The sequence below is a fragment of the Streptomyces sp. NPDC097129 genome (assembly GCF_055668065.1).
In genome coordinates, this window is the sequence record NZ_JBVOQE010000010.1 from 123,875 (window position 1) to 149,575 (window position 25,701).

Annotated in this window: 24 protein-coding genes and 1 pseudogene; 8 read left to right on the plus strand and 17 right to left on the minus strand. The window is 72.9% G+C overall.

The window, feature by feature from the left end:
- The first annotated feature begins 34 nt into the window (after window positions 1–34).
- Window positions 35–247 carry a hypothetical protein gene (locus tag AC0B9F_RS27035; protein ID WP_472006942.1) on the plus strand — a complete coding sequence of 71 codons (213 nt, stop codon included), beginning with the start codon at window positions 35–37 and terminating at the stop codon, window positions 245–247.
- Between the two features lie 56 nt (window positions 248–303).
- Window positions 304–750 (plus strand): carboxymuconolactone decarboxylase family protein, encoded by a 447-nt coding sequence (locus tag AC0B9F_RS27040; RefSeq protein ID WP_472006943.1) that lies wholly within the window; start codon window positions 304–306, stop codon window positions 748–750.
- 15 nt (window positions 751–765) lie between these two features.
- On the opposite strand, the gene AC0B9F_RS27045 is transcribed toward AC0B9F_RS27040, so the two are convergent.
- Window positions 766–3,240 carry an alpha-L-arabinofuranosidase C-terminal domain-containing protein gene (locus AC0B9F_RS27045; RefSeq protein WP_472006945.1) on the minus strand — a complete coding sequence of 825 codons (2,475 nt, stop codon included), beginning with the start codon at window positions 3,238–3,240 and terminating at the stop codon, window positions 766–768.
- Window positions 3,241–3,371: 131 nt separating this feature from the next.
- Here AC0B9F_RS27045 and AC0B9F_RS27050 point away from each other — a divergent pair, with 131 nt between their 5' ends.
- Window positions 3,372–3,815 carry a DUF6314 family protein gene (locus AC0B9F_RS27050; protein ID WP_472006947.1) on the plus strand — a complete coding sequence of 148 codons (444 nt, stop codon included), beginning with the start codon at window positions 3,372–3,374 and terminating at the stop codon, window positions 3,813–3,815.
- Between the two features lie 39 nt (window positions 3,816–3,854).
- On the opposite strand, the gene AC0B9F_RS27055 is transcribed toward AC0B9F_RS27050, so the two are convergent.
- Window positions 3,855–4,292, minus strand: a complete 438-nt coding sequence (locus AC0B9F_RS27055) for a GNAT family N-acetyltransferase (RefSeq protein ID WP_472006949.1) — start codon at window positions 4,290–4,292, stop codon at window positions 3,855–3,857.
- A gap of 141 nt (window positions 4,293–4,433) precedes the next feature.
- On the opposite strand from AC0B9F_RS27055, the gene AC0B9F_RS27060 reads away from it, so the two are divergent.
- A complete protein-coding gene (locus AC0B9F_RS27060) occupies window positions 4,434–4,658 on the plus strand; it encodes a DUF1918 domain-containing protein (RefSeq protein WP_472006950.1) in 225 nt (74 codons plus the stop codon).
- Between the two features lie 18 nt (window positions 4,659–4,676).
- On the opposite strand, the gene AC0B9F_RS27065 is transcribed toward AC0B9F_RS27060, so the two are convergent.
- A complete protein-coding gene (locus AC0B9F_RS27065; RefSeq protein ID WP_472006952.1) occupies window positions 4,677–5,894 on the minus strand; it encodes a glycoside hydrolase family 10-like protein in 1,218 nt (405 codons plus the stop codon).
- A 198-nt stretch (window positions 5,895–6,092) separates the two neighbouring features.
- Here AC0B9F_RS27065 and AC0B9F_RS27070 point away from each other — a divergent pair, with 198 nt between their 5' ends.
- The gene (locus AC0B9F_RS27070; protein ID WP_472006955.1) at window positions 6,093–6,968 is read left to right on the plus strand and encodes a 3-hydroxybutyryl-CoA dehydrogenase; all 876 of its coding nucleotides are present in this window, start codon (window positions 6,093–6,095) and stop codon (window positions 6,966–6,968) included.
- A 278-nt stretch (window positions 6,969–7,246) separates the two neighbouring features.
- Window positions 7,247–7,504, plus strand: a complete 258-nt coding sequence (locus AC0B9F_RS27075; RefSeq protein ID WP_472006957.1) for a hypothetical protein — start codon at window positions 7,247–7,249, stop codon at window positions 7,502–7,504.
- Window positions 7,505–7,532: 28 nt separating this feature from the next.
- Here AC0B9F_RS27075 and AC0B9F_RS27080 read toward each other — a convergent pair whose 3' ends face one another.
- From AC0B9F_RS27080 to infC, 10 genes and pseudogenes are all read right to left on the minus strand, one after another.
- Window positions 7,533–8,069, minus strand: a complete 537-nt coding sequence (locus AC0B9F_RS27080; RefSeq protein WP_472006958.1) for an NUDIX domain-containing protein — start codon at window positions 8,067–8,069, stop codon at window positions 7,533–7,535.
- Between the two features lie 106 nt (window positions 8,070–8,175).
- Complete coding sequence (locus tag AC0B9F_RS27085; protein ID WP_472006960.1) at window positions 8,176–9,516, minus strand: transcriptional regulator; 1,341 nt, start codon at window positions 9,514–9,516, stop codon at window positions 8,176–8,178.
- Between the two features lie 170 nt (window positions 9,517–9,686).
- Window positions 9,687–10,806: pseudogene (locus AC0B9F_RS27090) on the minus strand (PP2C family protein-serine/threonine phosphatase).
- Between the two features lie 214 nt (window positions 10,807–11,020).
- Window positions 11,021–13,534: a phenylalanine--tRNA ligase subunit beta gene (gene pheT / locus AC0B9F_RS27095; protein ID WP_472006962.1), complete on the minus strand. Its 2,514-nt coding sequence runs from the start codon at window positions 13,532–13,534 to the stop codon at window positions 11,021–11,023.
- The gene (gene pheS, locus AC0B9F_RS27100; RefSeq protein WP_472006963.1) at window positions 13,534–14,655 is read right to left on the minus strand and encodes a phenylalanine--tRNA ligase subunit alpha; all 1,122 of its coding nucleotides are present in this window, start codon (window positions 14,653–14,655) and stop codon (window positions 13,534–13,536) included. The genes pheT and pheS overlap by 1 nt, the downstream gene beginning before the upstream one ends.
- A gap of 126 nt (window positions 14,656–14,781) precedes the next feature.
- Window positions 14,782–15,921, minus strand: coding sequence for a sensor histidine kinase (locus tag AC0B9F_RS27105; RefSeq protein ID WP_472006964.1), 1,140 nt, complete (start codon window positions 15,919–15,921; stop codon window positions 14,782–14,784).
- Between the two features lie 56 nt (window positions 15,922–15,977).
- Window positions 15,978–16,826: a TrmH family RNA methyltransferase gene (locus AC0B9F_RS27110; protein WP_472006965.1), complete on the minus strand. Its 849-nt coding sequence runs from the start codon at window positions 16,824–16,826 to the stop codon at window positions 15,978–15,980.
- A 197-nt stretch (window positions 16,827–17,023) separates the two neighbouring features.
- Window positions 17,024–17,407 (minus strand): 50S ribosomal protein L20, encoded by a 384-nt coding sequence (gene rplT, locus AC0B9F_RS27115; RefSeq protein ID WP_472006967.1) that lies wholly within the window; start codon window positions 17,405–17,407, stop codon window positions 17,024–17,026.
- 97 nt (window positions 17,408–17,504) lie between these two features.
- On the minus strand, window positions 17,505–17,699 hold the full coding sequence (gene rpmI, locus AC0B9F_RS27120; RefSeq protein WP_004933563.1) for a 50S ribosomal protein L35: 195 nt from the start codon (window positions 17,697–17,699) through the stop codon (window positions 17,505–17,507).
- A gap of 112 nt (window positions 17,700–17,811) precedes the next feature.
- Window positions 17,812–18,513: a translation initiation factor IF-3 gene (gene infC / locus AC0B9F_RS27125; protein ID WP_472007287.1), complete on the minus strand. Its 702-nt coding sequence runs from the start codon at window positions 18,511–18,513 to the stop codon at window positions 17,812–17,814.
- 377 nt (window positions 18,514–18,890) lie between these two features.
- Between infC and AC0B9F_RS27130 the strand changes: the two genes are divergently transcribed.
- A complete protein-coding gene (locus AC0B9F_RS27130) occupies window positions 18,891–19,247 on the plus strand; it encodes a DUF1844 domain-containing protein (protein WP_472006968.1) in 357 nt (118 codons plus the stop codon).
- Window positions 19,248–19,251: 4 nt separating this feature from the next.
- Here AC0B9F_RS27130 and AC0B9F_RS27135 read toward each other — a convergent pair whose 3' ends face one another.
- From AC0B9F_RS27135 to AC0B9F_RS27145, 3 genes are read right to left on the minus strand one after another with little or no spacing between them, the layout of a single operon-like run.
- On the minus strand, window positions 19,252–19,983 hold the full coding sequence (locus AC0B9F_RS27135) for an SseB family protein (protein WP_472006970.1): 732 nt from the start codon (window positions 19,981–19,983) through the stop codon (window positions 19,252–19,254).
- 35 nt (window positions 19,984–20,018) lie between these two features.
- A complete protein-coding gene (gene mycP, locus AC0B9F_RS27140; RefSeq protein ID WP_472006971.1) occupies window positions 20,019–21,263 on the minus strand; it encodes a type VII secretion-associated serine protease mycosin in 1,245 nt (414 codons plus the stop codon).
- Entirely contained in the window at window positions 21,260–22,543 is a 1,284-nt protein-coding gene (locus tag AC0B9F_RS27145) for a hypothetical protein (RefSeq protein WP_472006973.1), read from the minus strand. The genes mycP and AC0B9F_RS27145 overlap by 4 nt, the downstream gene beginning before the upstream one ends.
- A gap of 942 nt (window positions 22,544–23,485) precedes the next feature.
- Between AC0B9F_RS27145 and AC0B9F_RS27150 the strand changes: the two genes are divergently transcribed.
- Window positions 23,486–24,688 carry an amino acid deaminase/aldolase gene (locus AC0B9F_RS27150; RefSeq protein WP_472006975.1) on the plus strand — a complete coding sequence of 401 codons (1,203 nt, stop codon included), beginning with the start codon at window positions 23,486–23,488 and terminating at the stop codon, window positions 24,686–24,688.
- Between the two features lie 12 nt (window positions 24,689–24,700).
- Here AC0B9F_RS27150 and AC0B9F_RS27155 read toward each other — a convergent pair whose 3' ends face one another.
- Complete coding sequence (locus AC0B9F_RS27155) at window positions 24,701–25,699, minus strand: DUF2510 domain-containing protein (protein WP_472006977.1); 999 nt, start codon at window positions 25,697–25,699, stop codon at window positions 24,701–24,703.
- Window positions 25,700–25,701 lie beyond the last annotated feature (2 nt).

Genomic DNA, 25,701 nt, shown 5'->3' on the forward strand with positions numbered 1-25,701 from the left:
AGCATTGCACGTTTATGCAACGCCATGAATCACTATGCGGACGGCGGCGGAGCGGGAGGCGGCGAAGGACTTCGCGCTGCGGGTGATCGCGCGCGCGGCGCGGCGGGGGCTCAGCGTGCCGCCGTACTGGGCTCACCGAGCGCGAGCCCGGGGCGTGGCGCAGGCCGGTGCGGCGCTCGTCGAGGTCGCGCCCGGCGCGGTGGACGGCGCGCCCGCCCGCCCTCGGGCGGCCGGCCCCTTCGGATGACGGCTCGCGTGCCGGGCCTTGCGTTGGAGCGTGCTCCAACTCCTACTGTTCTGGTCATGACCAACCAGCACAGCACCACCCGTGACGAGCGCTTCACCCATGGCCTGGAGGTTCTCAGGCGTGTCGACGGCGAGGGCGGCCAGCGGGTCATCGACTCGCTCGCCGAGATCAGCCCCGAGCTCGGCCACCAGATCGTCGCCTGGGGCTTCGGGGAGATCTACGACCGGCCGCAGCTCGCGCCGCGCGACCGCCAGCTGGTCACCCTCGGCATGCTCACCGCGCTCGGCGGCTGCGAACCCCAGCTGGAGGTGCACGTCAACGCGGCCCTGAACGTGGGCCTCACGCCCGAGCAGATCGTCGAGGCGATGCTGCACTCCGCCGGGTACTGCGGTTTCCCCCGGGCCCTGAACGCCACGTTCGTCGCGAAGAAGGTGTTCGCGGAGCGGGGGCTGCTGCCCGTCGGCCAGCAGCCCCCGCAGGAATCCCCCGCCGCCTCGGCGTGACGGGCGGGGTCCCGGCTACCTCTGCCTGATCCGCAGGAAGGTGACCGAGTTCGCCGGGAAGGTGTACGTGAATCTCGCGGCGACCCCCGTCACCGTCGACGTCACCGGGGTGACCGGCGTGTTCGTCTCGCTGTTCACCGCGTCCGGCGCCGCCGCGAGGGTCGTGGCCGTCGCCCGGGAGGCGACCTTCGCCCCGCCCAGGTCGAGCGCGGTGCGGGCGGCCGTGTCCTGGGCGTTGACCACCTTGACGATCAGGTCACCGGTGGCCGCGTCCCGCGTCACGACCTGACGGAACGGCTCGGCCGGCTTGTCGTCGGTGAAGCTGCCCCACTGCTGCCCGTCCAGGAAGAGGGTGACCTGGCGGCCGCGCACCTTGATGTCGAGGTCGTAGGCGCGGCCCGTGTCGATGGACCCGGGCTTGGTGAGCAGTGTGCTCTTGCGGCCGTCGGTGGCCTGCTCGACGGCGGACTGGGTGTTGTTCCAGCCGCCGAGGTTCCACCAGTAGTAGTTGCCCGTGTCCTTGACGCCGAAGGCGACGAGGAAGCCCTCCTTGCCGGACTTCTTGGTGGCCTTCACGTGCAGGTCGTAGTCGTGCCAGGCGGGGTCGCCGGCCTGGACCATGGTGTTCTCGGCCGTCGCGTCCGTCTGCAGGTACTGGCCGTCCTGGACGGTCCAGCTGCCGCCCCCGGTGTGGGTCCACTGCGACGCGTCACCGGAGAAGTCGTCACCGAACAGGGCGCTGCCGTCGGCCGCGCTGACCCTCACATCGTCGTACGCCGCGCTGGTCGCCCAGGTCGACAGGCCGATCGCGCCGGTGATCGGGCCGCTCACGTTCGGCGTGCCCGAGGCCGCCGACGGGACGACCCGGTCGCCGGTGTTGTTCATGAACAGCTTCTGGACCTCGTAGTTGGCCGAGCCCCAGGAGGCGTGGTTGTTGAACCACACCAGGTCGGGCCGCCACTGCACGGCGTCCTCGTTGGCGAACAGCGGCGCGTAGGACGCGAGCTTGACGACGTCGGCGTTGCGTTCCAGGCCGGTCATGTACGCGGCCTCGGACAGGGCGTTCTGCCAGGCGTTGCCCTGGGAGGCGTACTCGCCGAGGAAGACCTTCGGCCCCTGGCGGTCGTAGGAGTCGTAGCGGTCGTTGTTCTGCAGGAACCACTGCGGGCTGTTGTAGTAGTGCTCGTCGACCAGGTCGACGTGGCCCTCGCGGTTCAGCTTCCAGGCGGTGTCGAAGGTGGTGCCGCTGTCGTCCGGGCCCGAGTTGGAGATCACCTTCACGTCCGGGTACGCCGCCTGGATCGCGGTGCGGAACTGCTGGAAGCGGGCGAAGAACTCGTTCGGCAGGTTCTCCTCGTTGCCGACCTCGAGGTGGGTGAGGTGGAAGGGCTTCGGGTGGCCCATCCGGGCCCGGACCTTGCCCCAGGGGGAGGTGGCCGGGCCGTTGGCGAACTCGATCAGGTCGAGGGTGTCCTGGATGTGCCGCTTGAGCAGCGCGTCGTCCACGACGGCCTTGTTCTGGCCGCAGCCGGTCACCAGGGCGGGCACCACGGGCAGCGGCATGGCGCCGATGTCCTCGGCGAAGCGGAAGTATTCGTAGTAGCCGAGTCCGTAACTCTGGTTGTAGCCCCAGAAGTTGGCGTTGGTGGCCCGCTGCTCGACCGGCCCGACGGTGTCCTTCCACTGGTAGGCGCGGTTGCGCTGCCAGTCGGAGGCCTCGCTGTAGTCCTGCATGGAGCCGGTGTTGACCAGGCAGCCGCCGGGGAAGCGGACGAAGCCCGGGTGCAGCGCCGCGACCTTCTCGGCCAGGTCCTTGCGCAGCCCGTTGGGCTCGTGCCGGTAGGTGTCGCGGGGGAAGAGCGAGACCATGTCGAGCGCGGCGGCGTCCGAGGTGGCGACGGTGAGCCGGCCGTAACTGCTGGTGCGGCCGGCGGTGAAGGTGGCGGTGTACTTGGCCCAGCCGCCCCGGACGGCGGCCTTGCGGGCGCTCGCCAGCGGGCCGGCGGTGTCCTGGAGGCCGACGGTGAGGGTGGTGCCGCTCGCGGCGCGGGCCCAGACCGAGAAGTCGTACTTCTGGCCGGCCTCGACGCGGATGCCCGTGTTGTAGCCGGCGTTGGTGACCGAGGAGCCGGCCGCCAGGGAGAGGTAGGTGCGGTTGCGGTCGTTCAGGCGGCCGTCGTCGTCGAGCGTCTGCGCGCTGCCGTCGACCGTCCAGGCGGTGAGCGGGGTGTAGGAGCGGTTGTCGGCGGTGGAGTACTCGAAGGACCGGTTCTGCACGAGTTCGGCGTACAGACCGCCGTCGGCGGCGCGGTTGATGTCCTCGAAGAAGACGCCGTACATCGTGTCGTCGATCGCGGCGCCCCGCGCGGCGGGGTCGACGGTGATCGTGTAGTCGGTGACCGGGGCGGCCTGCGCGTCGACCGGCAGCAGCGCCGACGCCGCCAGCAGGGCGGTGACGCCGAGACCGAGTCTGAAGCGGGTGCGTGGCATGGATACTCCGCGGCTCTTGCTCCGGGGGAGATGTTCGAAATATCAGACGATGATCATCACTTCGAACGGCAAGATAGGGAGGGGGCGCGTACGCGTCAATGGGTCGTGCGGCAACCACGGAGAACGGCGTGATGGGTGAGTTCTGGCCGGTTCCTGACGTACTGGCCTACCTGGCCGGGAACTGGCAGGTCGAACGGTCGGTGCGCGACCTGGCGAGCGGCGCCGAGGGCCGGTTCACGGGCACGACGGCCTTCGAACGGCTCGACGGCCGGGGGCTGCTGCACGTCGAGTCCGGCACGTTCCTCTGGCAGGGCGTCGCCCGCCCCGCCGAGCGCACACTGCGGTTCCTGCCCGGCGGCGCCCCCGGCACGGCCGAGGTGCGCTTCGCCGACGGCCGGTTCTTCCACGACCTGGACCTCACCGACGGCCGGCATGTCGCCGGCCATCCGTGCGCGGCCGACCTCTACCGGGGCGAGTTCACCGTGCGCGACGCCGGGGAGTGGCGGACGGTGTGGCGGGTGCGCGGCCCCGCCAAGGACCTGGTGCTGACCACGGACTACAGCCGCACCGGCTGAGCCGGCCACGCGGCGAGCAGCCGGCGCGACGGCGGCACGTCAACCGAAGCTGAGCGCCATCCACTGGTCCGGCCGGTCCAGTGGCCGGAAACCGATCTTCTCGTAGACCCCGTGCGCATCGTGCGTGGCGAGCAGGATCCGCTTCATACCGTACGGCCGCAGGTGCTCGCGTACGGCGGAGACCAGCGCCGTACCGATGCCCTTGCCGCGCACCGAGCGGTCGACGTACACGTCGCACAGCCAGGCGAAGGTGGCCCCGTCGGTGATGACGCGGGCGTAGGCGACCTGCTCCCCCGACGCGATGTCGTACACGCCGAAGTTGAGCGAACCCGCGATGGCGCTCTCCTGCTTCTCGCGCGCCCGGCCGAGCGCCCAGTAGGCGTCCGTGGACAGCCAGTGGTGCACGCGGGCGACGTCGAGACGGGCGGGGTCGGTGGAGATCTCGTAGCCCTCGGCGAGCGGCGGGGTGTCGGTCATGACGGGATCCTGGCAGAGCGGACGGGCCCTCACCACGGAGTTTCGGCGGGCCGCGCGGGCCGGTTGCAGTCGGCCCGGACGCTGCCCACACTGGTGTGGTCGGTGCTGCCGCTCCCCCACGTGGTGAGGAGGCCCCCCACGATGCACGCAACCGAGGGCGACCAGCTTGTCCAGCACGGCAGGGTGGTCGGTCAACACGACAAGGTCGGCGAGATCGTCGAGGTCCTGGGCCAGGAGGGCAGCCCGCCCTACCGCGTCCGCTTCGACGACGGCCACGAGGGCGTGTGCTCGCCCGGCCCGGACACCGAGATCCGCCACAGGGCGACCGGCATGCCCGCCATGCCCGAGATGCCGAAGATGCCGTAGCAGAAGCCAAGCCGCAGGTCAGCGCGGGGGACTCGCCGGCTGCCCGTAGTGGTCGGCGACGACCCGCGTCATCGCGCCGAGCGGATCCGCGGCGACCTCTTTCGCGGCGAAGAAGACGTGCCCGCGCACCTGCGGGTACTTCTTCGCCAGCGTCAGATGGCGGGACAGCTCCGCCGGGTCCTGCCAGGCGGCGGGCTGGGCGGGGTCCCCCACCTTGTACAGCGCCTCCCCCGCGTACAGCTTCGTCGCGCTGCCGTCGGCGACGCCGGCCCACCACGGCACCAGCGTGGCGTAGTCGGCGGCGGCCTGGCCGATGTTCCAGTACAGCTGCGGCACGATGTAGTCGATCCAGTTCTCGCGCACCCAGTTGCGGGTGTCCGCGTACAGGTCGTCGTAGGACTGCACACCGCCCTGCGTGTCCGAACCCGCCGGGTCGGTGGACGCGTTGCGCCACACCCCGAACGGGCTGACCCCGAACTGCGCGGCGGGGCGGACCTGCCTGGTGCGCGAGCCCATCTCCCGGATCAGGGTGTCGATGTTGTGGCGGCGCCAGGCGGCGCGGCTCGGGAAGCCGCCGCCGTACGCGTCGTAGGCGTCGTCGTCGTCGAAGGTCTCCCCGGCCACCGGGTAGGGGTAGAAGTAGTCGTCGAAGTGGACCGCGTCGAGCGGGTAGCGGCGCACCGCGTCGAGCATCGCGTCCTCGACGAAGGTCCGCACCTCGGGCAGTCCGGGGTTGTAGTAGAGCCTGCCGCCGTAGGTCACCACCCAGTCGGGATGCCTGCGGGCGGGGTGCCCGGCCACGAGCGCGCCCGGATCGGTGTGGTTGGCGATGCGGTACGGGTTGAACCAGGCGTGCAGCTGAAGCCCACGGGCGTGGGCCTCGGTGACCGCCGTGCCGAGCGGGTCCCAGCCGGGGTCCTTCCCCTGCGTCCCGGTCAGGTACTGCGACCACGGTTCGTACGGCGAGGGCCACAGCGCGTCGGCCGTCGGCCGCACCTGGAAGATCACCGTGTTCAGCCGCCGCCGGACCGCCGCGTCCAGGTGGGCGAGCAGCTCGGAGCGCTGCCGCGCCGCGCTCAGCCCCGGCTGCGAGGGCCAGTCACGGTTTTCCACAGTGGCCAGCCATACGCCCCGCATCTCGGCGGTGGCCCGCGCGTGGCCCCGCGCCGGTGCCGCGCCGAGCGCCAGCGTCGACAGCGCGGCCGCCGCGAACGCCCGCCTCGTCAGTCGTCCCATCGCGTGAACCTCTACCTCCTGCGTCCGTCCGGTCACGGATCGTCACCGGGAGTTCAGGATGCCGCACCCCGTCGATCGATCATCGATACTTCGCGGTAACGTGCACGATCGGAGCAGGCGTCCGGACCCGGCGTCCTGCCGAGCAGGCGTCCGACCCGGAGGTCCTGCCCAGTGCCGTGGATCAGCGAAAGGGACGATGTGACGGACTTCCCATCGGCAGACATCTCGCGCGTCGGAATCGTCGGCTGCGGCCAGATGGGCGCGGGTATCGCCGAGGTGTGTGCGCGCGCCGGTCTGGACGTGAAGGTCGCCGAGACCAACGGCGAGGCCCTGGAGTTCGGCCGTACCCGGCTGTTCAACTCCCTGGCCAAGGCCGCCGAGCGCGGAAAGATCACCGAGGAGGAGCGGGACGCGACCCAGGCGCGGCTGAGCTTCACCACCGACCTCGGCGAGTTCGCCGACCGTGACCTCACGATCGAGGCGGTCGTGGAGAACGAGCAGGTGAAGACCGAGATCTTCCAGGTGCTCGACCAGGTGGTGACCCGCCCGGACGCGATCCTGGCGTCCAACACGTCCTCGATCCCGCTGGTGAAGCTGGCGGTCGCCACCGCGCGCCCCGACCACGTCGTCGGCATCCACTTCTTCAACCCGGCCCCGGTGCAGAACCTGGTCGAGCTGGTCCCGGCGCTGACGACGTCCGAGGGCACGCTGAGCCGCGCGCAGATCTTCGCGGAGAAGGTGCTGGGCAAGCACACCATCCGGGCCCAGGACCGCTCCGGGTTCATCGTGAACGCGCTGCTGGTGCCCTATCTGCTCTCCGCGATCCGCATGTTCGAGTCGGGCATCGCCGGGCGCGAGGACATCGACAACGGCATGGAGATGGGCTGCGCCCACCCGATGGGCCCGCTGAAGCTCGCGGACCTCATCGGTCTGGACACCGTCGTGTCGATCGCGAACTCGATGTACGCCGAGTACAAGGAGCCGCTGTACGCCGCTCCCCCGCTGCTCCAGCGCATGGTCGAGGCGGGCCGGCTCGGCCGCAAGACCGGCTCCGGCTTCTACACCTACGGCTGATCACTCCGGCTTCCGCACCCGCGGCTGGTCACTCCGGCTGCCGATCCTGCGGCCGGTCACTCCGGCTTCCGATCCTGCGGCTGATTACTCTGCGCGACGCCGAGCGGGCCCGGCACCTTCGGGGGTGCCGGGCCCGTCCGTTTCACACACCGTGTGCGCGCCGGGCACGCATATGCCCCTCGCACACTCTCCCCCTGCGCCCACCAGGCGAGTTCACTCTTCATGCGCATGCAAGGGACGCACCCCGCCTCCCTTCGACCACGGAAAGGAGTGGACACGTGAGCGCCGACTCCGGCCATCCCGTCGCCCCAGGAGACCTCGCAGAGTTACGACGCCGGCTCGACGTGGCGTACGCGCGCGTCGAGGGCGGGCTGGCCCTGCTCAGCCATCGCACCGAGGAGACCGCGAAGGAGCTGGACGAGCTGAACAGCCGGCTCGCCAGCCTGGAACACGCCCGCTGGCCGCTGCCCTCGGTGGCCGCCGTCACGGCCCTGGGCGCGTTGGTCGTGGCCGTCTGGCAGGTGCTGGCCCGCTAGCCCGCCGGCCCGCCGACCCGCCGGCTCGCTAGCCCTCGGTGAGCCTGAGGTGGTGCAGCAGGAGTAACGCGGCCGCCATGTTGGCGGCCGGGACCTCCCCACGGGCGATCAGGTCGGGGACGAGTTTGAGGGGGACCCATTCCCGGCGGTCCGACTCGAAGTCGTCCACGGGATGCCCGACGTACTCGCCCCGCTCGGACCAGTAGACGTGGTGCCGGGCGTCGGTGAGGCCGTTGGACGGCTCCACGCTCATCAGGTGGTGCAGGGGCCCCGGCCGCCAGCCGGTCTCCTCCTCCAGTTCGCGGGCGGCCGCGGCGGCGATGTCCTCGCCGTTCTCCACGACGCCGGCCGCCAGTTCCCATCCCCAGCTGTCGGTGATGAAGCGGTGGCGCCACAACAGCAGTACCTCATCCGCGTCGTTGACGATGGTGGCCACCGCCACCGGACACATCCGGATCAGGAAGTGGTCGAGATGCCGGCCGTCCGGCAGCTCGACATCAGCGAGATTGACACTGAACCACCGGTTTGCATACACGGGTTGTTCGTTTTGTTTCGTCCACTGCACGGTTCTGCCGCCTTCCGTCGGGTAAGGGGCAATATCGCAGCAGGGACTTCTCACGCCCACAGTGCCGGAACCGGAGCGGGCGGCAGCGCCGGCGGCCGGGCGGGCATCACAGCGGCACGCGCAGGGCCCCGTCGATGAGTTCGGCCGCCTCGGCGGTACCCGCACAGCCGCTGCGCGCCAGGTGCTCGCGCACCGCTCTGAGCCGGTCGCGCAGCCGCTGGGACTCCATCCCGCGGGCCTGCTCGGCCATCTGCACGGCCGTCGCCACCGCCTTGTCGGCGTTGCCCTGGCGCAGCTCGATCGTGCTGAGCATGGCCAGCCGGTGCACCCGGCCGCGGTCGTGGGCGGGGTTGTCCACGGCCGCCGCCGCGTGTTCCGCCGCCGCCCGCACCTCACCGAGGCTCAGCAGCGCCTCCGCCACCTGGACGTTGACCAGGCCCGGCTGGACATAGCCGGTCTCGTCGGGCTCGTGACCGCGCCGGATGCGTTCGGCGGCCTGCTCGGCCCGCCGGATGCAGGACAGCGCGCTGCCGCCGTCACCGAGGTGCGCGTACGCCTTCGCCTGCATCGCGTACAGATCGGAGGCGAGCGCCGGGGTGATGTCCCGGTCGGCGGCCCTGAGCGCGGCCTCGGCGAAGGCCACGGCCTGCCGGTACTCCCGCATGAACAGCGACTGGTTGACCAGCAGCGCTATCACATACGCCCCGAGCCCCCGGTCGTTGCTGGCCTTGGCGAGCCGCAGCGCCTGGTGGAAGTAGCGCTGGGCGAGGCCGTGCGCGTCGGAGTCGTAGGCGCAGATGCCGGCGACGGCCACCAGACCGCCGGTGGCGCGGTGCAGCTGGCGGCCGGTCGCGTCGGTGTAGCCGCCGCGCAGCAGCGGCGCGGCCTCGGCGTTGAGGAACCCGACGATCCGCGAGCGGGTCGCGACACCGCCGGTCTTGCGGTACATCTGCTCGTAGTGCGCGCGGGCGGCGCGCAGCATCTCGATGTCGGCCGGGGTGACCCGGTGCCGGCCACCGCGCGAGACGTCCACGTCCTCCGGCGGGTTCTCCCACTCCCACACCGGCATCACGGCCGGCGTGCCGGTGACCGCGGGGGCGCCCATCAGGTGGGGGCGCTGCTGCTCGTCGGACCGCCACAGGGCGGTGGCCCGCTCCACGAAGCCGGACAGGGAGGCGCCGTGCGGGGTGTGCGGCTCGCCCGGGACGCCGAGCCCGATGTCGTCGAGCGTGACGGGGCGCCGCAGCCGGGCCGCGAGCACCTCGCAGATGAGGTCGGGTACCTGGCCGCGCGGCCGCTGGCCCTTCAACCAGCGGGCCACGGCGGTGTGTTCGTAGCGCAGGGCCAGTCCGCGGGCCCGGCCGGCCTGGTTGACGTGCGCGGCCAGGCCGGCGTGCGAGATGCCCGCCTCGTCCAGGATCGCGTCGAGCAGTGTGTTGGGCTGCATGGGTGGCCCCCCGGTGGCTCGGTGCCCGACAGAGTAGTGCGTTCCGCTTCACACGGGGTGTGTTCCAAGTACGCGTATCCAGGGTGTGCGCGCGGTGTCGCTCCGCGTGTTCGGCGGGGTTTCATGAGTCGCCTCGCAAGAGGCCCGGCCGGGCCTCCGGCTCCCCCTCTTCAAGCGGTGGCCCGGCCGGCGGCGTGGCGGTGCGATTCAGCGCCGCTGGGCAACCGGTGGTTCGTCGGGTGCGGGTGCGCGGTGGCTGGTCGCGCAGTTCCCCGCGCCTGTGGAGGCCGGCTGCTGCAGCCGTTCGTTTCTGAGGACGAGCAGGGCGATGTCGTCCGTCGGGGTGCCCGCCGTGTGTCGTAGCAGTGCCGCGAGAAGCGTCCGCAGAACCCTCTCCGGGGTGATCGGCGATGCCCGGACCGCTCCGGCCAGCGCCGCCCGTAACGGGAAGAAACGGCCCTTGCGGTCGCGTGCGTCTTCCGCGCCGTCGGTGAAGAGGACGAGCATCTCGCCCCGCAGCAGGGGGCCGCAGTCCAGGACCGGAAGAGTGGCCGGGAGCGGGAACGGGCCCAGTGGGGGCAGCGGACCGGACCGGGCCAGCGGTTCGACGCACGGGCCGCTGAGGCGGTAGGGCCAGGGGTGGCCGCAGTTGAGGGCGTGGACCTGGCCGTCACGGCCGATCTCCAGGAGCAGGACGGTGACGAACTCCTCGGCCACCGGGGCGTCGGGAGCCGCCTGACCCGCCGAGGGATGCTCGGCGCGGGCGCGCTCGCGCAGGTGCCGGGCCAGCGCCCGGTCCAGGCGACGCAGGACGCCGCCCAGGTCGGGCTCGTCGTGCGCGGCCTCGCGGAAGCTGCCGAGGACCGCGGCGACCGTGGCGAGCGCCGCGAGTCCGTGCCCGCGCACGTCGCCGATGACGGCACGGACGCCGTGCTCGGTGGCGACGACCTCGTACAGATCACCGCCGACACAGGCGCCGCGCTCGGCGGAGAGCTGGGCGGCGGCGAGATGCAGACCGTCGAGGCGGGGCGGAAGCGGCCGGACCAGTACGCGCTGGGCGGCGCGGGCGATACGGCGTATCTGCCGCAGCTCCTTGAGCAGCGTGCCGCGGACGTGGGCGACGATCCCCGTGCCGACGGCGAAGAAGACGGCGCTGGTGGCGATCCGCGCGCCGAACCCGTCCTGCTGGGCCAGCGGGCAGGCCAGCTTGTAGGTGACCGCCACGGCGCCCCAGGCGGTGGGCAGCCCGAGTGCGGCGGTCCGGCGCAGCGGCGCCCTGATGCGGAACATGTCGTTGGCCCCCCAATCAGGCCCTGACAGCGCGATCGGACCGGCCCCGAAAGGCCGGTCCGATTCTGTCGCCGCACGACCCGGAAGGGCTGGATCCGCCGGATACCTCACCCGTACGAGTGAGGTGACCGCGGCCGGGTCAGGGGCGCGGGGAGCTGCGCGGCCAGCCACGACGAGAGCCGCACCCGGCAGATCACACAGCCCCCCACGGCGGCTAGCCGCGCAGCACAGCCCCCGTACGCTCAGCGGCCAGCGCGACGGCCGCGTCCCGAGCGGCCGACGCCTCATCCACCGTCAGCGTCCGGTCAGCCGCGCGGAAGCGCAGCGCGTACGCCAGCGACTTCTTGCCGTCGCCGAGCTGCTCGGCGTTCTCGTACACGTCGAACAGCCGGATGTACTCGAGGAGTTCACCCGCGCCCTCGCGCAGCGCGGCCTCGACCTCGGCGGCCGGGACCGGCTTGTCGACGACGAGGGCGACGTCCTGCGTGGCGACCGGGAACGTGGAGATCCGGGGCGCCTGCGGGGTGTCGTCGCCGGCCTGCTCCAGCGCGTCGAGGTTCAGCTCCATCGCGCAGGTGCGTTCCGGCAGGCCGAGGGCCTTCACCACGCGCGGGTGCAGCTCACCGGCGTGACCGATGACCTGTTCCTCGCCGTCGGCCACGACGGCCAGCTCGGCGCAGCGGCCGGGGTGCCACGGGCCGTACGCGCCCTTGCGGACGATCAGCTCGGCGCCGGCCTCACGGGCGACGGCCCGCGCGGCCTCGACCGCGTCGGCCCAGCCGGCCGGGCGGCCCGCACCCCACCAGCCGGCCTGCTCGCGGGCGCCCGCGAGGACGGTGGCGACGTGGCGCGGCTGCTCGGGCAGCGCGGCGTCGAGCTCGGCGATCTCCTCGTCGGTGGGGCGCCGGTCCACCGGCAGCGCGGCGGCGGTCTTCCGCTCGGCGCGCGGGTGGAAGACCAGGCCGGTCTCGAAGAGGGCGAGGTCGTGCGAGCCCCGGCCGTCGTTGCGGCGCAGGGCGCCCAGCAGGCCCGGCAACAGCGACGTGCGGAGGGCGGGCTCCTCGTCGTTGAGCGGGTTGGTGAGCTTGACGACGCGGCGGGCCGGGTCGTCGGCCTCGAGGCCGAGCTGGTCGAAGACCTGCTCCGAGACGAACGGGTAGTTCGGCGCCTCGACGTAGCCCGCCCCGGCCAGGGCGCGGCCGACGCGGCGGTGCAGGCGCTGGCGGTGGGTGAGGCCGCGGCCGGACGGCGGCTTGGGCAGCGTGGAGGGCAGGTTCTCGTAGCCCTCCAGCCGGATGACCTCTTCGGCGAGGTCGTTCGGGTCGGTGAGGTCGGGCCGCCAGGACGGGACGGTGACGATCAGCTCGTCCTGCCCGTAGACGTCGCAGCCGATCTCCTGGAGGCGGCGCACGACGGTCTCGCGGCCGTAGGTGACGCCCGCGACCTTGTCCGGGTGGTCGGCCGGGATGGCGATGGTGCGCGGCGCGGAGGGCGCGAGGACCTCGGTGACGCCCGCCTCGGCGGTGCCGCCCGCGAGGATCACCAGCAGGTCGACCGTGCGCTGCGCGGCAGCTGCGGCGGCCGCGGGGTCGACGCCGCGCTCGAAGCGGCGGGAGGCCTCGGAGGAGAGCTTGTGGCGCCGGGCCGTGCGCGCGATGGAGACCGCGTTGAAGTGGGCGGCTTCGATCACGACGTCCGTGGTGGCGTTCTCCACGTCCTCGTGGTCGGCGATCTCGGTGTTGGCGCCGCCCATGACGCCGGCGAGGCCGATGGGGCCGCGCTCGTCGGTGATGACGAGGTCCTCGGCGTCCAGCGTCCGGGTCACGCCGTCGAGGGTGACGAGCTTCTCGCCCGCCTCCGCGCGCCGCACGCCGATGGTGCCCTGGACGAGCTTGCGGTCGTAGGCGTGCAGCGGCTGGCCGAGCTCCATCATCACGTAGTTGGTGACGTCGACGGCGAGCGAGATCGGGCGCATGCCGGCCTTCTGCAGGCGGCGCTGGAGCCAGATCGGCGAGCGGGCCTCGGGGGTCAGGCCGGTCACGGTGCGCGCGGTGAAGCGGTCGCAGCCGATCGGGTCGGTGACCTGCACCGGGTAGCCGAAGGCGTTCGGGGCGGGCACGTCGAGCAGCGCCGGGTCGCGCAGCGGCAGGCCGTAGGCGATGGCGGTCTCGCGGGCGACGCCGCGGATGGACAGGCAGTCGCCGCGGTTGGCGGTGACGGCGATGTCGAGGACCTCGTCGACCAGCTCCAGCAGCTCGACGGCGTCCTTGCCGATCTCGGTCTCCGGCGGCAGCACGATGATGCCGTGGCTGCCGTCGTCGCCCATGTTCAGCTCGTCGCCGGAGCAGATCATGCCGCGCGAGACCCGGCCGTAGGTCTTGCGCTCGGCGATCTGGAAGTCGCCGGGCAGCACCGCGCCGGGGAGGGCCACGACGACCTTGTCGCCGACCTGGAAGTTGCGGGCGCCGCAGATGATCTCCTGGGGCTCGCCGGTGCCGTTGGCCTGGCCGACGTCGACCGTGCAGAAGCGGATGGGCTTCTTGAAGCCCTCCAGCTCCTCGATGGTCGACACCTGGCCGACGACCAGGGGGCCCTTGAGGTCGGCGCCGAGCTGCTCGACGGTCTCCACCTCGAGACCGGCCGAGACGAGCTTCTCCTGGACGTCACGGCCGGTTTCCGTCGCCGGCAGGTCGACGTACTCCCGCAGCCAAGAAAGCGGGACCCGCATCAGATCTCCATCCCGAAGGGCCGGGTGAACCGGACGTCACCCTCGACCATGTCTCGCATGTCTTCGACGTTGTGGCGGAACATCAGCATCCGCTCGATGCCGAACCCGAAGGCGAAGCCGCTGTACTTCTCCGGGTCGACACCGCAGGCGGTCAGCACCCGCGGGTTGACCATGCCGCAGCCGCCCAGCTCGATCCAGCCCTCGGAGGAGCAGGTGCGGCAGGGGCGGTCCGGGTTGCCGACGGACTCGCCGCGGCAGACGTAGCAGACCATGTCCATCTCGGCGGACGGCTCGGTGAACGGGAAGAAGTTCGGCCGCAGCCGCGTCTTCATGCCCGCGCCGAACAGCGACTGGACCATGTGGTCCAGGGTGCCCTTGAGGTCGGCCATGGTCAGGCCCTCGTCCACGGCGAGCAGCTCGACCTGGCGGAACACCGGGGTGTGCGTGGCGTCCAGCTCGTCGGTGCGGTAGACGACACCGGGGCAGATCACGTAGACCGGCAGCTCGCGCTCCAGCAGGGAGCGGATCTGCACGGGCGAGGTGTGCGTGCGCAGCACCACGCCGGACTCGGTGCCGCCGTCGGGGCCCTGCACGAAGAACGTGTCGGCCTCGCCGCGGGCCGGGTGGTCCGGGCCGATGTTGAGCGCGTCGAAGTTGAACCACTCGGCCTCGGCCTGCGGGCCCTCGGCGACCTCGTAGCCCATGGCCACGAAGATGTCCTCGATGCGCTCGGACAGCGTGGTGAGCGGGTGGCGGGCGCCGGCCGGCACGCGGTCGAACGGCAGCGTGACGTCCGCGTCCTCCTCGACCAGCACGCGCGCGTCCCGCTCGGCCTCCAGCTCGCCCTGGCGGGCGGCGAGGGCCTTGTTCACCGCGCCCCGGGCCTGGCCGACCAGCTTGCCGGCGGCGGCCTTGGCGTGCGGGGGCAGCGCGCCGATCTCGCGGTTGGCGAGCGCCAGCGGGGAGGTGCCGCCGGTGTGGGCGACCTTCGCCTCCTGGAGCGCGTCGAGGGAGTCCGCGGCGGCGAAGGCGGCGAGCGCCTCGTCCCGCATGCGCTCGATCTCTTCCGGTTTCAACGCCTCGACCTCGACAGGGTCGTACGACTTGTTCGGTGCCGACATCTCTTCCCGTGCTTCCGATTGGCTGGCTGGAGGTCCCCGTGACCATGGATGGGCCGTGTGAAGGACACAAAGGTGCCAAAGGCCGAGTCTAACGGGGTGGAGGTGGACGAATGCGCCCGTGGGTCGCTAGGCGAGATACGCCGGCGCCGCCACGGGCAGCGTAAATCGGAACTCGGCGCCGCCCTGCTGGGCGCGGCCCACCGTGATCGTGCCGCCGTGGGCCTCGACGATGCCCTTGACGATGTACAGCCCGAGGCCCGTGCCGCCGCGCTTGCTGCCCCGCCAGAAGCGGGTGAAGACGCGGTTCATGGACTCCTCCGGGATGCCGGGCCCCTCGTCGCTCACCGTGACCGACGTGCCGGTCTCCTCCCCTTCGCGGGGGGACGCCGTGGCCGTGATGTCAATCGTGACGGTTCCCTCGCCGTGCCGCACGGCATTTTCGATGAGGTTGCTGAGCACCTGGTCGATCTTGTCGGGGTCGGCCCACAGGGCGGGCAGCGGCTGCTCGAGGCGCAGCAGGAAGCGGTCGGCGCGCTGGCCGGCGGCGACGTAGGCCTGGATGTGACGGCCGACGGCGGCGCCGATGTCGACGGGCTGGCGGCGCACCTCCAGCCGGCCGGAGTCGATCCGCGAGATGTCCAGCAGCTCGGCGATGAGGCGGGTGACGCGGTCGGCGTCGGCGTCGACGGTCTCCAGCATCAGCCGCTTCTGGTCGTCGGTGAAGCGTTCCCACTTGGCCAGCAGGGTCGCGGTGAAGCCCTTGACGGAGGTGAGCGGGGAGCGCAGCTCGTGCGCGACGGTGGCGATCAGCTCGGCGTGGCTGCGCTCGGTGCGGCGGCGGGCCTCGGTGTCGCGCAGCTGGACGACGACGCGCTCCACGGGCCCGGTGGGCTCGGTGCGCACATAGCGCACGGTGACGAGGATCTCGTGGCCGCCGGGCAGGAGGAGGTTGCGCTCGGGCTGCCGGGTGCGGATGGCGAGGCCGTCGTAGGGGTCGGTCAGCTGCCACCAGCGCCGCCCCTCCAGGTCCTCTAATGGCAGGGCCTTCTCCAGGGGCTGCCCGAGGGCCTCGGCGGCGGGAGTGGCGGTGATCCGCTCGGCGGCCGCGTTGAAACAGACGACACGGCCGTGCTCGTCGGCGACGACGAGGCCGTCGGGCAGGTCGTCGGGGTCGATGCCGGGCGCGGCGGGATCACCGGACGGCCGGGGCGCGGGCGCTCGCCGCACGTCCCGTGCTCCCGGTGCGCTGCTGGTGCCGACGCTCATCCCCGTATCCCACCTCTCAGGCAGCTGGGCAGCAGGCCCTCGAGCTGGTCACCCTACTAGCTCCCGGTGACGCAGCGGCACCCTCCGGAGGCGCGCTGTGCACGGGCCGACGCATACAGACATACGGCCGCGGCGGTCGCGAGGTTCAGGCTCTCGGCCTTGCCGTGGATGGGGACGCGGACGACGGCGTCGGCGAGGGCACGGGTCTCCTCCGGCAGGCCCCAGGCCTCGTTGCCGAAGACCCAGGCGGTCGGCCCGCCCATGCTGCCCTTGTCCAGCTCCTCGTCCAGGTCGCGGTCCCCGGCCCCGTCGGCGGCGAGGATGCGCACCCCGGCCGCCTTCAGGCCGTCGATGGCCTGCTCCACGGGGACGCCGACGGCGACGGGAAGGTGGAAGAGGGAGCCGACGGAGGCGCGGACGGCCTTCGGGTTGTACAGGTCGACGGAGGCGTCGGTGAGCACGACGGCCTCGGCGCCGGCGGCGTCGGCGCAGCGCAGCACGGTGCCGGCGTTGCCGGGGTCGCGGACGTGGGCGAGGACGGCGACCAGCTGCGGCCGGCGCTCGAGGATCTCCTCGAAGGGGGTGTCCAGGAACCGGCACACGCCGACGAGCCCCTGCGGGGTCACGGTGGTGGAGATGTCCTCGATGACCTGCTCGGAGGCGAGGTGGATGCGGGCGCCGGCGGTGCGGGCCTCGCCGATGATGTCGGCGTAGCGCTCCGCGGCCTCGACGGTGGCGAACAGCTCGACCAGCGTGTCCGCGTGCCCGGCCGCCTCCCGCACGGCCTGCGGCCCCTCCGCGAGGAACAGCCGCTCCTTCCCCCGGAAGTTCCGCTTGGCCAGCCGCCGAGCGGCGAGAACACGAGGGGACCGCGGAGAGATCAGCTCGGGGCTGACGGGAGGCATGCTCTTCTTCGCTTTCAGGAGAGTCTTGTCTTGGAGACGCCGGCGGGCGTCGCGCCCCGTAAGGGGCGCGGGGAACTGCGCGACCAGCCACGACGCGCCCGCGGCCGAAGGACGACACGCGCCGCCGTCAACAACAGGACCCGCAAGCTCGAAGCCTGCGGGTCCTGCGGTGAACGTCGGCTAAAGCCAGCGCAGCGTCACGCGGCCTTGGGCGCGTTGACGTCCGACGGCAGCGCCTTCTGGGCCACCTCGACCAGCGTCGCGAACGCGTTGGCGTCGTTGACGGCCAGCTCGGCCAGGATCTTGCGGTCGACCTCGATGTTCGCGGCCTTCAGACCCTGGATGAAGCGGTTGTAGGTGATGCCGTTGGCGCGGGCAGCGGCGTTGATGCGCTGGATCCACAGCTGGCGGAAGTCACCCTTGCGCTTCTTGCGGTCGTTGTAGTTGTAGACCAGCGAGTGGGTGACCTGCTCCTTGGCCTTGCGGTACAGGCGCGAACGCTGACCGCGGTAGCCGGAGGCCTGCTCGAGGATCGCCCGGCGCTTCTTGTGGGCGTTGACTGCCCGCTTGACGCGTGCCACTTGTTAACTCCTTGTAGCGGGGCCGTGGGTGTCCTCACACGGCCCGGAATCGATTGGGTCCCGGTCCAGCCGTACGGCGCTCAGTGGCGCCCGTACGTCACTTGCCGAGAAGCTTCTTGATCTTCGCGGCGTCGCCCGGGGCCATCTCGGCGTTGCCGGTGAGGCGACGCGTCACGCGGGACGACTTGTGCTCGAGCAGGTGGCGCTTGCCGGCGCGCTCACGGAGCACCTTGCCGGAGCCGGTGACCTTGAAGCGCTTGCTGGCACCGCTGTGCGACTTGTTCTTCGGCATAGCGCCGTTCTCTCCTCGTCGGTGGCGCTCCGGTGCCCGGTCGTGAAAACCGGGCACGGTGGAGCGTCGCTCTTGTATCGGTTACATCCTTGGGGACGTGTGTCCCCCGGGATCACGCCTCGGCGGAAGCCTCGGCAGGGGCCTCGTCAAGGTCCTCGACAGGGGCCTCGTCAAGGTCCTCGTCGTGGGCCTCGGCGTTCACAGCGTCCGGGTCCGCGGCGTTCTGAGACTTGCCCGGGTTCGCCTTCGCCTCGGCCTTGCGGGCCTCCTGCGCCTGGCGGGCCTCGGCCATCGCCTCGGTCTTCTTCTTGTGCGGACCGAGAACCATGATCATGTTGCGGCCGTCCTGCTTCGGGTTCGACTCGACGAAACCGAGGTCCTGGACGTCCTCCGCGAGGCGCTGCAGCAGTCGGTAGCCCAGCTCGGGCCGGGACTGCTCGCGACCACGGAACATGATCGTGATCTTGACCTTGTCGCCCTGCTTGAGGAACCGGACGACGTGACCCTTCTTGGTGTCATAGTCGTGCGGGTCGATCTTCGGCCGGAGCTTCATCTCCTTGATGACCGTGTGCGCCTGGTTCTTGCGCGCCTCACGGGCCTTCATGGCCGACTCGTACTTGAACTTCCCGTAGTCCATGAGCTTGCACACGGGCGGACGGGCGTTCGCCGCTACCTCAACCAGGTCGAGGTCGTACTCCTGAGCAAGCTCCAGTGCCTTCGCGAGCGGCACGATGCCGACCTGCTCGCCACTGGGACCGACAAGTCGCACCTCGGGAACGCGAATCCGGTCGTTGATGCGGGGCTCGGCGCTGATGGATCCTCCTCGGTTAGCACCAACGCGGCGGTCTGGCGGACAGCCGCGTATGTCTGTTTTCCTGAGACCTAACCGCGCCGAAGCAGAAAAAATGCCCCGGACGATCACAGGCGGGGCTCCTCGCACTACCGGAGCACCGCCGCGACACATCGCGGGGCGCGCTTTCGGACGACTCCATCGTCCGTACGGAACGATGGTGGCCGTCTGACCGGATGACCCGCCGTCCCGGAGGACGGTCAGGTGGGAGTTCGGAGCCTCCACTTGTGGGCCGTACACACGGTCCTGCTCATGTGCGTGTCCGGCCGGTCGTCACACAAGGTTAGCAGCTGCCCGGGGGTGGTGCGAACCGCCGTGGTCGGGGGCCTATCGTGTGGGTCATGAGTGACACCCCTCCTGAGTCCCCCGACTTCGACGCGATGACCCGCGACATCGCGGAGGTCCCCGCCGTCGAGGTGATCGTGACGGTCGCCGTCAACCTGATGAGCGCCGCCGCCGTGAAGCTCGGCCTGACGGAGGAGGGGGACGAGCACAAGGACCTGGACGAGGCCCGCAAGCTGGTGCACGCCCTCGCCGGTCTGCTCGACGCGTCCGCGACCGAGATCAGCTCCTTCCACGCGGCGCCGCTGCGCGACGGCCTGAAGTCGCTGCAGCTGGCCTTCCGCGAGGCGTCGATCGTGCCGGACGAGCCGGGCCAGGGACCGGGCGAGAAGTACACCGGCCCGGTCTACGGCTAGCAGCTCATCCGCGTACGTACAGGGGCTCGCCCGGAGGCGTGGTTCCGGCCGGCAGGAGTGCCAGGTCGAGGCCGCGCACCAGGCGGGCCCTCAGCGTTTCATCGGCGGCCAGTCGGCCGGCCACCGCGCGGGCGGCCTCGGCGGGCGCGGCGGCCGGGTCGAGGACCAGGGCGAGGGTCCCGTCGGCCTGACCTGGGCCGAGGTGGGCGCGCAGCACGGCCGGCTCCGCCGCCACGGCCGTACGGACGGCGTCGAGGACCGCCGGGTCCGCGAGCGGGTCGGTGCTGGTGCGGCCCTCGGCGAGCGCGAGCAGCGCGGAGCCGGTCAGCTCGAAGGGCACCGGCCCGGCCAGGTCGAGCACGACCGTGTCGGCCTTCTCGTGCGCGGCGGCCTGCAGCGCCTGGTGCAGGGTTACGGCGACGGGGCGGGCCGCCGGGTCCCAGCGGGCCAGGGACTCGGTGGAGGTGAACGCGGGCAGCGCGGTCCGGTGACCGGCCTTCAGGGTCGGCACGGCCATGTCGGAGGTCTTCTCGCGGCGCAGACCGTTCTCGTCCTCCTCCACCTCGCCCAGCACGGCCACCACCGGCACGAGCAGCCGGGCGCCCCTGAGCGCGGCCAGGACGGGTCCGACGGCCGTGCGGTCCTCGGCCCAGGCGGCGAGCGCGGCGCTCAGCCGGGGGTCGGCGGAGCCGTCGTCGTCGGAGAAGCCGGAGTCGGGAATGTTCTTGTTCGCCACGGTCCCGACCCTACGCGGTGGGGCCGGGACGGGGTTCACAGGGCGTCGTGCTCCTCACGCCGGCCCCGCAAGCCGTATTCCTCACGCCGGCCCGGCCGGCCGTACTCCTGGCGCCGCCCCCGCCACAGGACGACGGCGACGACCAGCAGCACTCCCCCGACGCTGCCCGCGAGCGGGGCCGCCCAGTCGCTGGTGTCGTCCTGTGCGCGGGCGGCCTCGGGGCCGTCGCCGAAGTACCGTGCGCCGTAGGCCGCCGAACGCAGCCCCTCCGGCTCGAGGGCGGCGGCGGCCTTGATGGCGGCGGCGGGGTCGACGAACCCGAAGCCGCGGGAGTCGTCGCGGCCGCCGACGGGCGCGCTGCGGGCGGTCTGCTCCAGCAGCTGCTTGATCTGCGCCGGGGTCAGCCCGGGGTGGGCGGCCTTGATCAGGGCGACGCAGCCGGAGACGAACGCGGAGGCCGCCGAGGTGCCCCAGCCCTGGTAGTAGCGGTGGTCGGGGTCGGCGATGACGATGTCGACGCCCGGGGCGCTGACGGTGGCGTACCAGCGGCGGGTGGAGAAGGAGGCGCGGGTGCCGAAGCGGTCGACGGCGGTGGCGGCGATGACGCCGGGATAGGCCGCCGGGTAGGAGACGTGGTCGCCCTTCTCGCCGCCGTTGCCGGCCGAGGCGACGACGACGGCGCCCTTCTTCAGGGCGTACTGGACGGCGTCGTCCTCTCCGGCCTCGGGGTGCGCGGAGGCGGAGTCGTCGCCGAGGGAGAGGTTGATGACGTCGGCGCCGTGGTCGGCGGCCCAGCGGATGCCCTCGGCGAGCGCGTTGCCGCGGGTGCGGCGGGCCCGGTCGCGGTCGGGGTCGCTGTCCTCCAGGATCACGCGGACGGGCAGGATTCTCGCCTTCGGGGCGATGCCCATGACGCCGTCGGCGCCGCCGGGGCCGTGGCCGTGCCCGGCGATGATGGAGGCCATCGCGGTGCCGTGCCGCGCCCAGGGCCGCTGCCCCTCCTTCGCGCCGAAACCGACGAGGTCGGTGCCGGTCAGGACGTTGCCGGCGAGGTCGGGGTGGTCGGCCTCGACGCCGGTGTCGAGGACGGCGACGGTGACGCCCGCGCCGCGCGTGGTGCGCCAGATCTGCTGGGCGTGCAGGGCGTCCAGCGCCCACTGCTGGCCCCGTATGCCGTCGGCGTGCGCGGGGGCGGCGGGCAGCAGCGCGAGGGAGCCGGCCAGCAGGCAGGCCAGCAGCCCCGTGCGGCCCGCGTGCGCGACGGTGGCGGGGCGGCTCATGACGGCGTCTCCGTGGGCGACTTCACGCTGTGGCGCAGGTTCTTCTCGATGCGGTCGGCGAGGCCCTCCGCCTCGTTGGCGAGGCCGGCCTGGACGGGGGCGGTGGTGGCGCCGGACGTGGTGGCCGGGGCGGGCTGCGGGGCGTCGACGGTGCGGCCGTCGGCCCAGCCGGAGACGGCGTACACGACGACGGGGGCGTCGGTGAGCGCGGTGATCGTCCACGCGGCGCGCTGCTGGTCGCCGAAGCGGGCGGCCGGGGTGCCGGCGGCGGCGTAGGGACGGGGCATCAGGTCGGGGCGGGTGCGTAGGCCCTCGGTGCGCAGGCGGGTGTTCAGTGCCCGCATGCCGGCCGGGTCGGCCTTGGTGAACAGCAGGCCGACAGTGGTGACGTAGCTCTGGGTGGCGTCGGTGTAGGTGGCGCGCAGCAGACGGGCGCAGCCGACCGGGGCGAGTGCCGTGCGCAGCAGCGGGTCGAAGGCGTCGGCGCAGCCGCCGTCGGGGGCGACGGCGATCCGGGTCCAGGTGCGGTCGGCGCCGCCGGGGCCGGCGCCGGGGCCGGACACGGTGGGCGGGAAGAGCTGGTCGACGGGCACGTTGTGCCACAGGCCCGCGGCCGCGGTGAACGTGCCGGCCTTCCCGGAGTCGTCGGAGCCGCCGGTCAGCCAGGCTCCGGTGACGGCCCCGCCGATGAGTCCGAGGCCGAGCACGAGACACACGGCGGCCGCGACGGAGTGCCGCCGCAGCCGCGCGGAACCGGCGAAGGGCCGGTCGTCGAAGAACTCCGGCTGCCCGAACGACACCCGCGGCCGCGCCGGTCCCCCCGCGGTCCAGGACAGCGCAGGGTCGGGCGAGGGGGCGGGGGCGGGAGGGGCGTGGTCGGCGGACGCTCCGGACGGGGTGGGGGGAGCGGTCTGGCCGGCGGAAGCTCCGGGCGCGGCGGGGGGAGCGGCGTGGCCGACCGAAGCTCCGGGCGGGGTGGCGGGAGCGGCGTGGCCGACCGAAGCTCCGGGCGCGGCGGGGCTTCTGGGCGCGTCGGGGTTCCGGCGGCTGCCGGGAACGCCGGAGTGCGGGCCGCCCGGCGTGGCGGGGCCCGGCGTGGCGGGGCCCGGCGAGCCGTCGCCGGGGAGGCGTCCGGCGCGGTCCGTGCCGGATCCGGGGAAGGGGTCCCGGCCGGGGCCGTCCCCGCGCCCGCGGTACGCGGCCGACGCGGCGGTGTCGCCGAGGCCGGCCCCGGGCGCGCGGGAGTCCTGCGCCCGCACGCCCGGGCCGGGCGGGAGCACGGCGGATCCGGAACCCTCCGGGGGGGAGCCGGGGCGGGCGGACGAGCCGAAGCGGGCGGAATCGTCGGCGCCGGCCGGCGAACCGAGGCGGGTCCGGTCGGTCCCGGCGGCCGTACCGGAAGCGGACGAAGACGGGGGGCCGGAGAACGGACCGGAAGCGGACGAGGCAGGGCCCGGCACCGAAGCGGAAGCGGACGAGGCGGGACCCGGCACCGAACCGGAAGCAGACGAGGCGGGTCCCGGCAGAGAAAGGGAAGCACTCGGCGTCAGGCCGGACGCCGGACCGGAGGCAGCAGCCGCGCCGCCGGGGGCCCGGCCGGGACCGGCCGACGCGTCGGGGGCCTCCGGAGCGTCGGCGGCGGGGACGGGACGCAGGCGGGCCGTCGTCTCCGCGGGGGTCTCCTGCGGCACCGGTCCGCGCGCACGCGCACCGGTCGTGCCCCGCCCGATGGTGGGCGGGCCGTCGGGGAAACGGGCGGTCGCGGGGGGCGGAGGGGGGCCGTCCGGGAAGCGGGCCGACGCGGGCGGGGGTGGAGCGTCCGCGGCACCGTCGGCCGACGCCCCGGGCCGCAGCAGCGGCAGCGGCAAGCGCGGCGCGGTCACTGCGGGACCGGAGGAGAGAGGGGAAGCGGAACCGGGGGCGAGGTCGGAAGCGGAACCCGAGCCGGTACCGGAAGCGGAATGCGAGCCGAGGCCGGACGCGGAACCCGTCGCGGGGGCCGTCCCGCCGGCTGCCGGGCGGTCCGGCTGGGGCCGGGCGCCGTGGCGTGCCTCCGTGCTCATGCACCCCCCGTTTCCTCGGCCCCGGACCATCGCTTCGCCTGCGCTGCGCGTCACTCTACGGGTTGGACCTGACCGGACGGGAACCAGTCCGGGGACCCCGGGGCATCTGCCCGGAACGTCCCCCTACCCTGCGGTAATCCCGTCTGGCAGGCTGCCGTCATGACTGCGCGCGCCGCCGACCGGGCCCGTTACGACCGGGCCACCGCCCATCTCGACGCCCCCGTGGCGATCGTGGACCTCGACGCCTTCGACGCCAACGCGGACGACTTGCTCCGCCGTGCGGGAGGCAAGCCGATCCGGGTCGCCAGCAAGTCCGTGCGCTGCCGGGCGCTGCTGGAGCGGGTCCTGGCCAAGGACGGCTTCAGCGGCGTCATGTCGTTCACGCTCGCGGAGTCCCTGTGGCTCGCGCGCTCCGGCTTCGACGACGTCCTGCTCGCCTACCCCTCCGCCGACCGCGCCCGTTTCGCCGAACTGGCCGCCGATCCCAAGCTGGCGGCCGCGGTGACGGTGGTGGTCGACGACGTGGCGCAGCTCGACCTGATCGACGCGGCACGCGGCGACGGACGGGAAGTCGTGCGCGTCTGCCTGGAGTTGGACACCTCGCTGCGGCTGCTCGGCGGCCGGGTCCGGGTCGGCGCCCTGCGCTCCCCGCTGCGCTCCCCCGCCCAGCTGGCCGAGCTGGCACGCGCGGTGACGCGCCGGCCGGGTTTCCGGGTGGTCGGGCTCATGGCGTACGAGGGGCATGTCGCGGGGGTCGGGGACGCGGTCGCGGGGCGGCCGGTGCGCTCGCGGGCGATCCGGCTGATGCAGGCCGCCGCCCGCCGTGAACTGGCCGAGCGGCGCGCCGCGGTGGTGCGCGCGGTGCGGGCCCTGGTGCCGGACCTGGAGTACGTCAACGGCGGCGGAACCGGCAGTGTGCAGCACACGGCCGCCGAGGACGCCGTCACGGAGATCGCGGCCGGGTCGGGGCTGTACGTGCCGCGACTGTTCGACAACTACACGTCGTTCAGCGGCCGTCCGGCGGCCCTGTTCGCGCAGCCGGTGGTGCGACGGCCGGGTGTGGGCGTGGTGACCGTGCTGGGCGGCGGCTACCCGGCCTCGGGCGCGGCAGGTCCGGACCGGCTGCCGGTGCCGCATCTGCCGGAGGGGCTGTGCTACGACCCGCAGGAGGGGCCCGGCGAGGTGCAGACGCCGCTGCTCGGCTCGCCGGCCGACGATCTGCTGATCGGCGACAAGGTGTGGTTCCGGCACGCCAAGGCCGGTGAGATGTGCGAGCGGTTCGACGTGCTGCACCTGATCGAGGGCGACCGGGTGACCTCGACCGTGCCGACGTACCGGGGCGAGGGTCACACGTTCCTGTGACGGCTCACCGGCTCACGGGGTGGGGCCGATGCTGCTGCCCACGCCGCCGTCGGTGGCCGCGTCGCCGAGGGGCCGGATGCCGCGGGTGATGCGGTCCATGTCGGCGAGCGGCGGGCCGTCCTGGCCGGCGTCGAAGACGTAGCGCACGACGACGGGTGCCTCGGTGCCGGTGCTGGACGGGAAGACGAGGGACTGGACGTAGCCGCCGGGGCCCTTGGCGGTGGTGACGTGCCAGCGCACGTAGTACCCGGCGCGGCCCGCCACGGCCACCGTGCCCTGGGCGACGACCTGGTGCCCGGTCATCCCGCCGAAGGGGCGCCGGTTCAAGGTGTCCTCGTCGAAGGCCAGCCCGGCCGCCTCGCCGATGTCCGCCGTCGCCAGCGTCTTGGGGGTGGCCAGGCCGGTCGAGGTCGCGGTGTGGGTGGTGACCAGGCCGTGCCGGCACATCCCGGGGTCGCCCGGGCAGTCGTAGGTGCCGTCCGTGGTCATGACGACGGAGTCGTCGGCGACGAACTCGGGTCGCACCCAGCCGTGGGGCATGGTCAGCGCGATGCCGTTGAGCTGGTCGACGACGACGGACGGGTCACCGGTGGGCGACGCGGACGACGGCTCGGGGGTGGGCGGCTCGTCCGTCGCCGTGGCGGCGGTCGGGGCGGGCCGCGGGGTCGTCCCGGCGGTCGGGTCGCCGCCGTTGCCGCCCTTCCCCAGCAGGAGCGCGCCGGTGGCGATCGCCGCGACCAGCACGGCCCCGGCGACGGTGAGGGCGACGGACTTGGCGCGCCCCGGGGAGGCCGCGGGCTGCACAAACGTCACGGGCTGCTGCGGGTGGGCCACCGGCGGCGCCGGGAACACCGGCGGCTGCGGCGCGCCCTGTGGGTGCACCGGCACGGTCGGCGGCTCCGGGGCCGGGCGGGTGCGCCGGTGCTCGCTCCAGGCCGTGCCGTCCCACCACCGCTCCAGGTGCGCGGCCGTCGGGTCCGGGTACCAGCCGGGCGGTGGTGTCATGCTCATCC

Bases quoted from the DNA above. Each gene is read 5' to 3' on its own strand.
- AC0B9F_RS27035 (WP_472006942.1), top strand. From the start codon at position 35: ATGCGGACGGCGGCGGAGCGGGAGGCGGCGAAGGACTTCGCGCTGCGG.
- AC0B9F_RS27040 (WP_472006943.1), top strand. From the start codon at position 304: ATGACCAACCAGCACAGCACCACCCGTGACGAGCGCTTCACCCATGGC.
- AC0B9F_RS27045 (WP_472006945.1), bottom strand. From the start codon at position 3,240: ATGCCACGCACCCGCTTCAGACTCGGTCTCGGCGTCACCGCCCTGCTG.
- AC0B9F_RS27050 (WP_472006947.1), top strand. From the start codon at position 3,372: ATGGGTGAGTTCTGGCCGGTTCCTGACGTACTGGCCTACCTGGCCGGG.
- AC0B9F_RS27055 (WP_472006949.1), bottom strand. From the start codon at position 4,292: ATGACCGACACCCCGCCGCTCGCCGAGGGCTACGAGATCTCCACCGAC.
- AC0B9F_RS27060 (WP_472006950.1), top strand. From the start codon at position 4,434: ATGCACGCAACCGAGGGCGACCAGCTTGTCCAGCACGGCAGGGTGGTC.
- AC0B9F_RS27065 (WP_472006952.1), bottom strand. From the start codon at position 5,894: ATGGGACGACTGACGAGGCGGGCGTTCGCGGCGGCCGCGCTGTCGACG.
- AC0B9F_RS27085 (WP_472006960.1), bottom strand. From the start codon at position 9,516: ATGCAGCCCAACACACTGCTCGACGCGATCCTGGACGAGGCGGGCATC.
- pheT (WP_472006962.1), bottom strand. From the start codon at position 13,534: ATGCGGGTCCCGCTTTCTTGGCTGCGGGAGTACGTCGACCTGCCGGCG.
- pheS (WP_472006963.1), bottom strand. From the start codon at position 14,655: ATGTCGGCACCGAACAAGTCGTACGACCCTGTCGAGGTCGAGGCGTTG.
- AC0B9F_RS27105 (WP_472006964.1), bottom strand. From the start codon at position 15,921: ATGAGCGTCGGCACCAGCAGCGCACCGGGAGCACGGGACGTGCGGCGA.
- AC0B9F_RS27110 (WP_472006965.1), bottom strand. From the start codon at position 16,826: ATGCCTCCCGTCAGCCCCGAGCTGATCTCTCCGCGGTCCCCTCGTGTT.
- rpmI (WP_004933563.1), bottom strand. From the start codon at position 17,699: ATGCCGAAGAACAAGTCGCACAGCGGTGCCAGCAAGCGCTTCAAGGTC.
- AC0B9F_RS27130 (WP_472006968.1), top strand. From the start codon at position 18,891: ATGAGTGACACCCCTCCTGAGTCCCCCGACTTCGACGCGATGACCCGC.
- mycP (WP_472006971.1), bottom strand. From the start codon at position 21,263: ATGAGCCGCCCCGCCACCGTCGCGCACGCGGGCCGCACGGGGCTGCTG.
- AC0B9F_RS27150 (WP_472006975.1), top strand. From the start codon at position 23,486: ATGACTGCGCGCGCCGCCGACCGGGCCCGTTACGACCGGGCCACCGCC.
- AC0B9F_RS27155 (WP_472006977.1), bottom strand. From the start codon at position 25,699: ATGAGCATGACACCACCGCCCGGCTGGTACCCGGACCCGACGGCCGCG.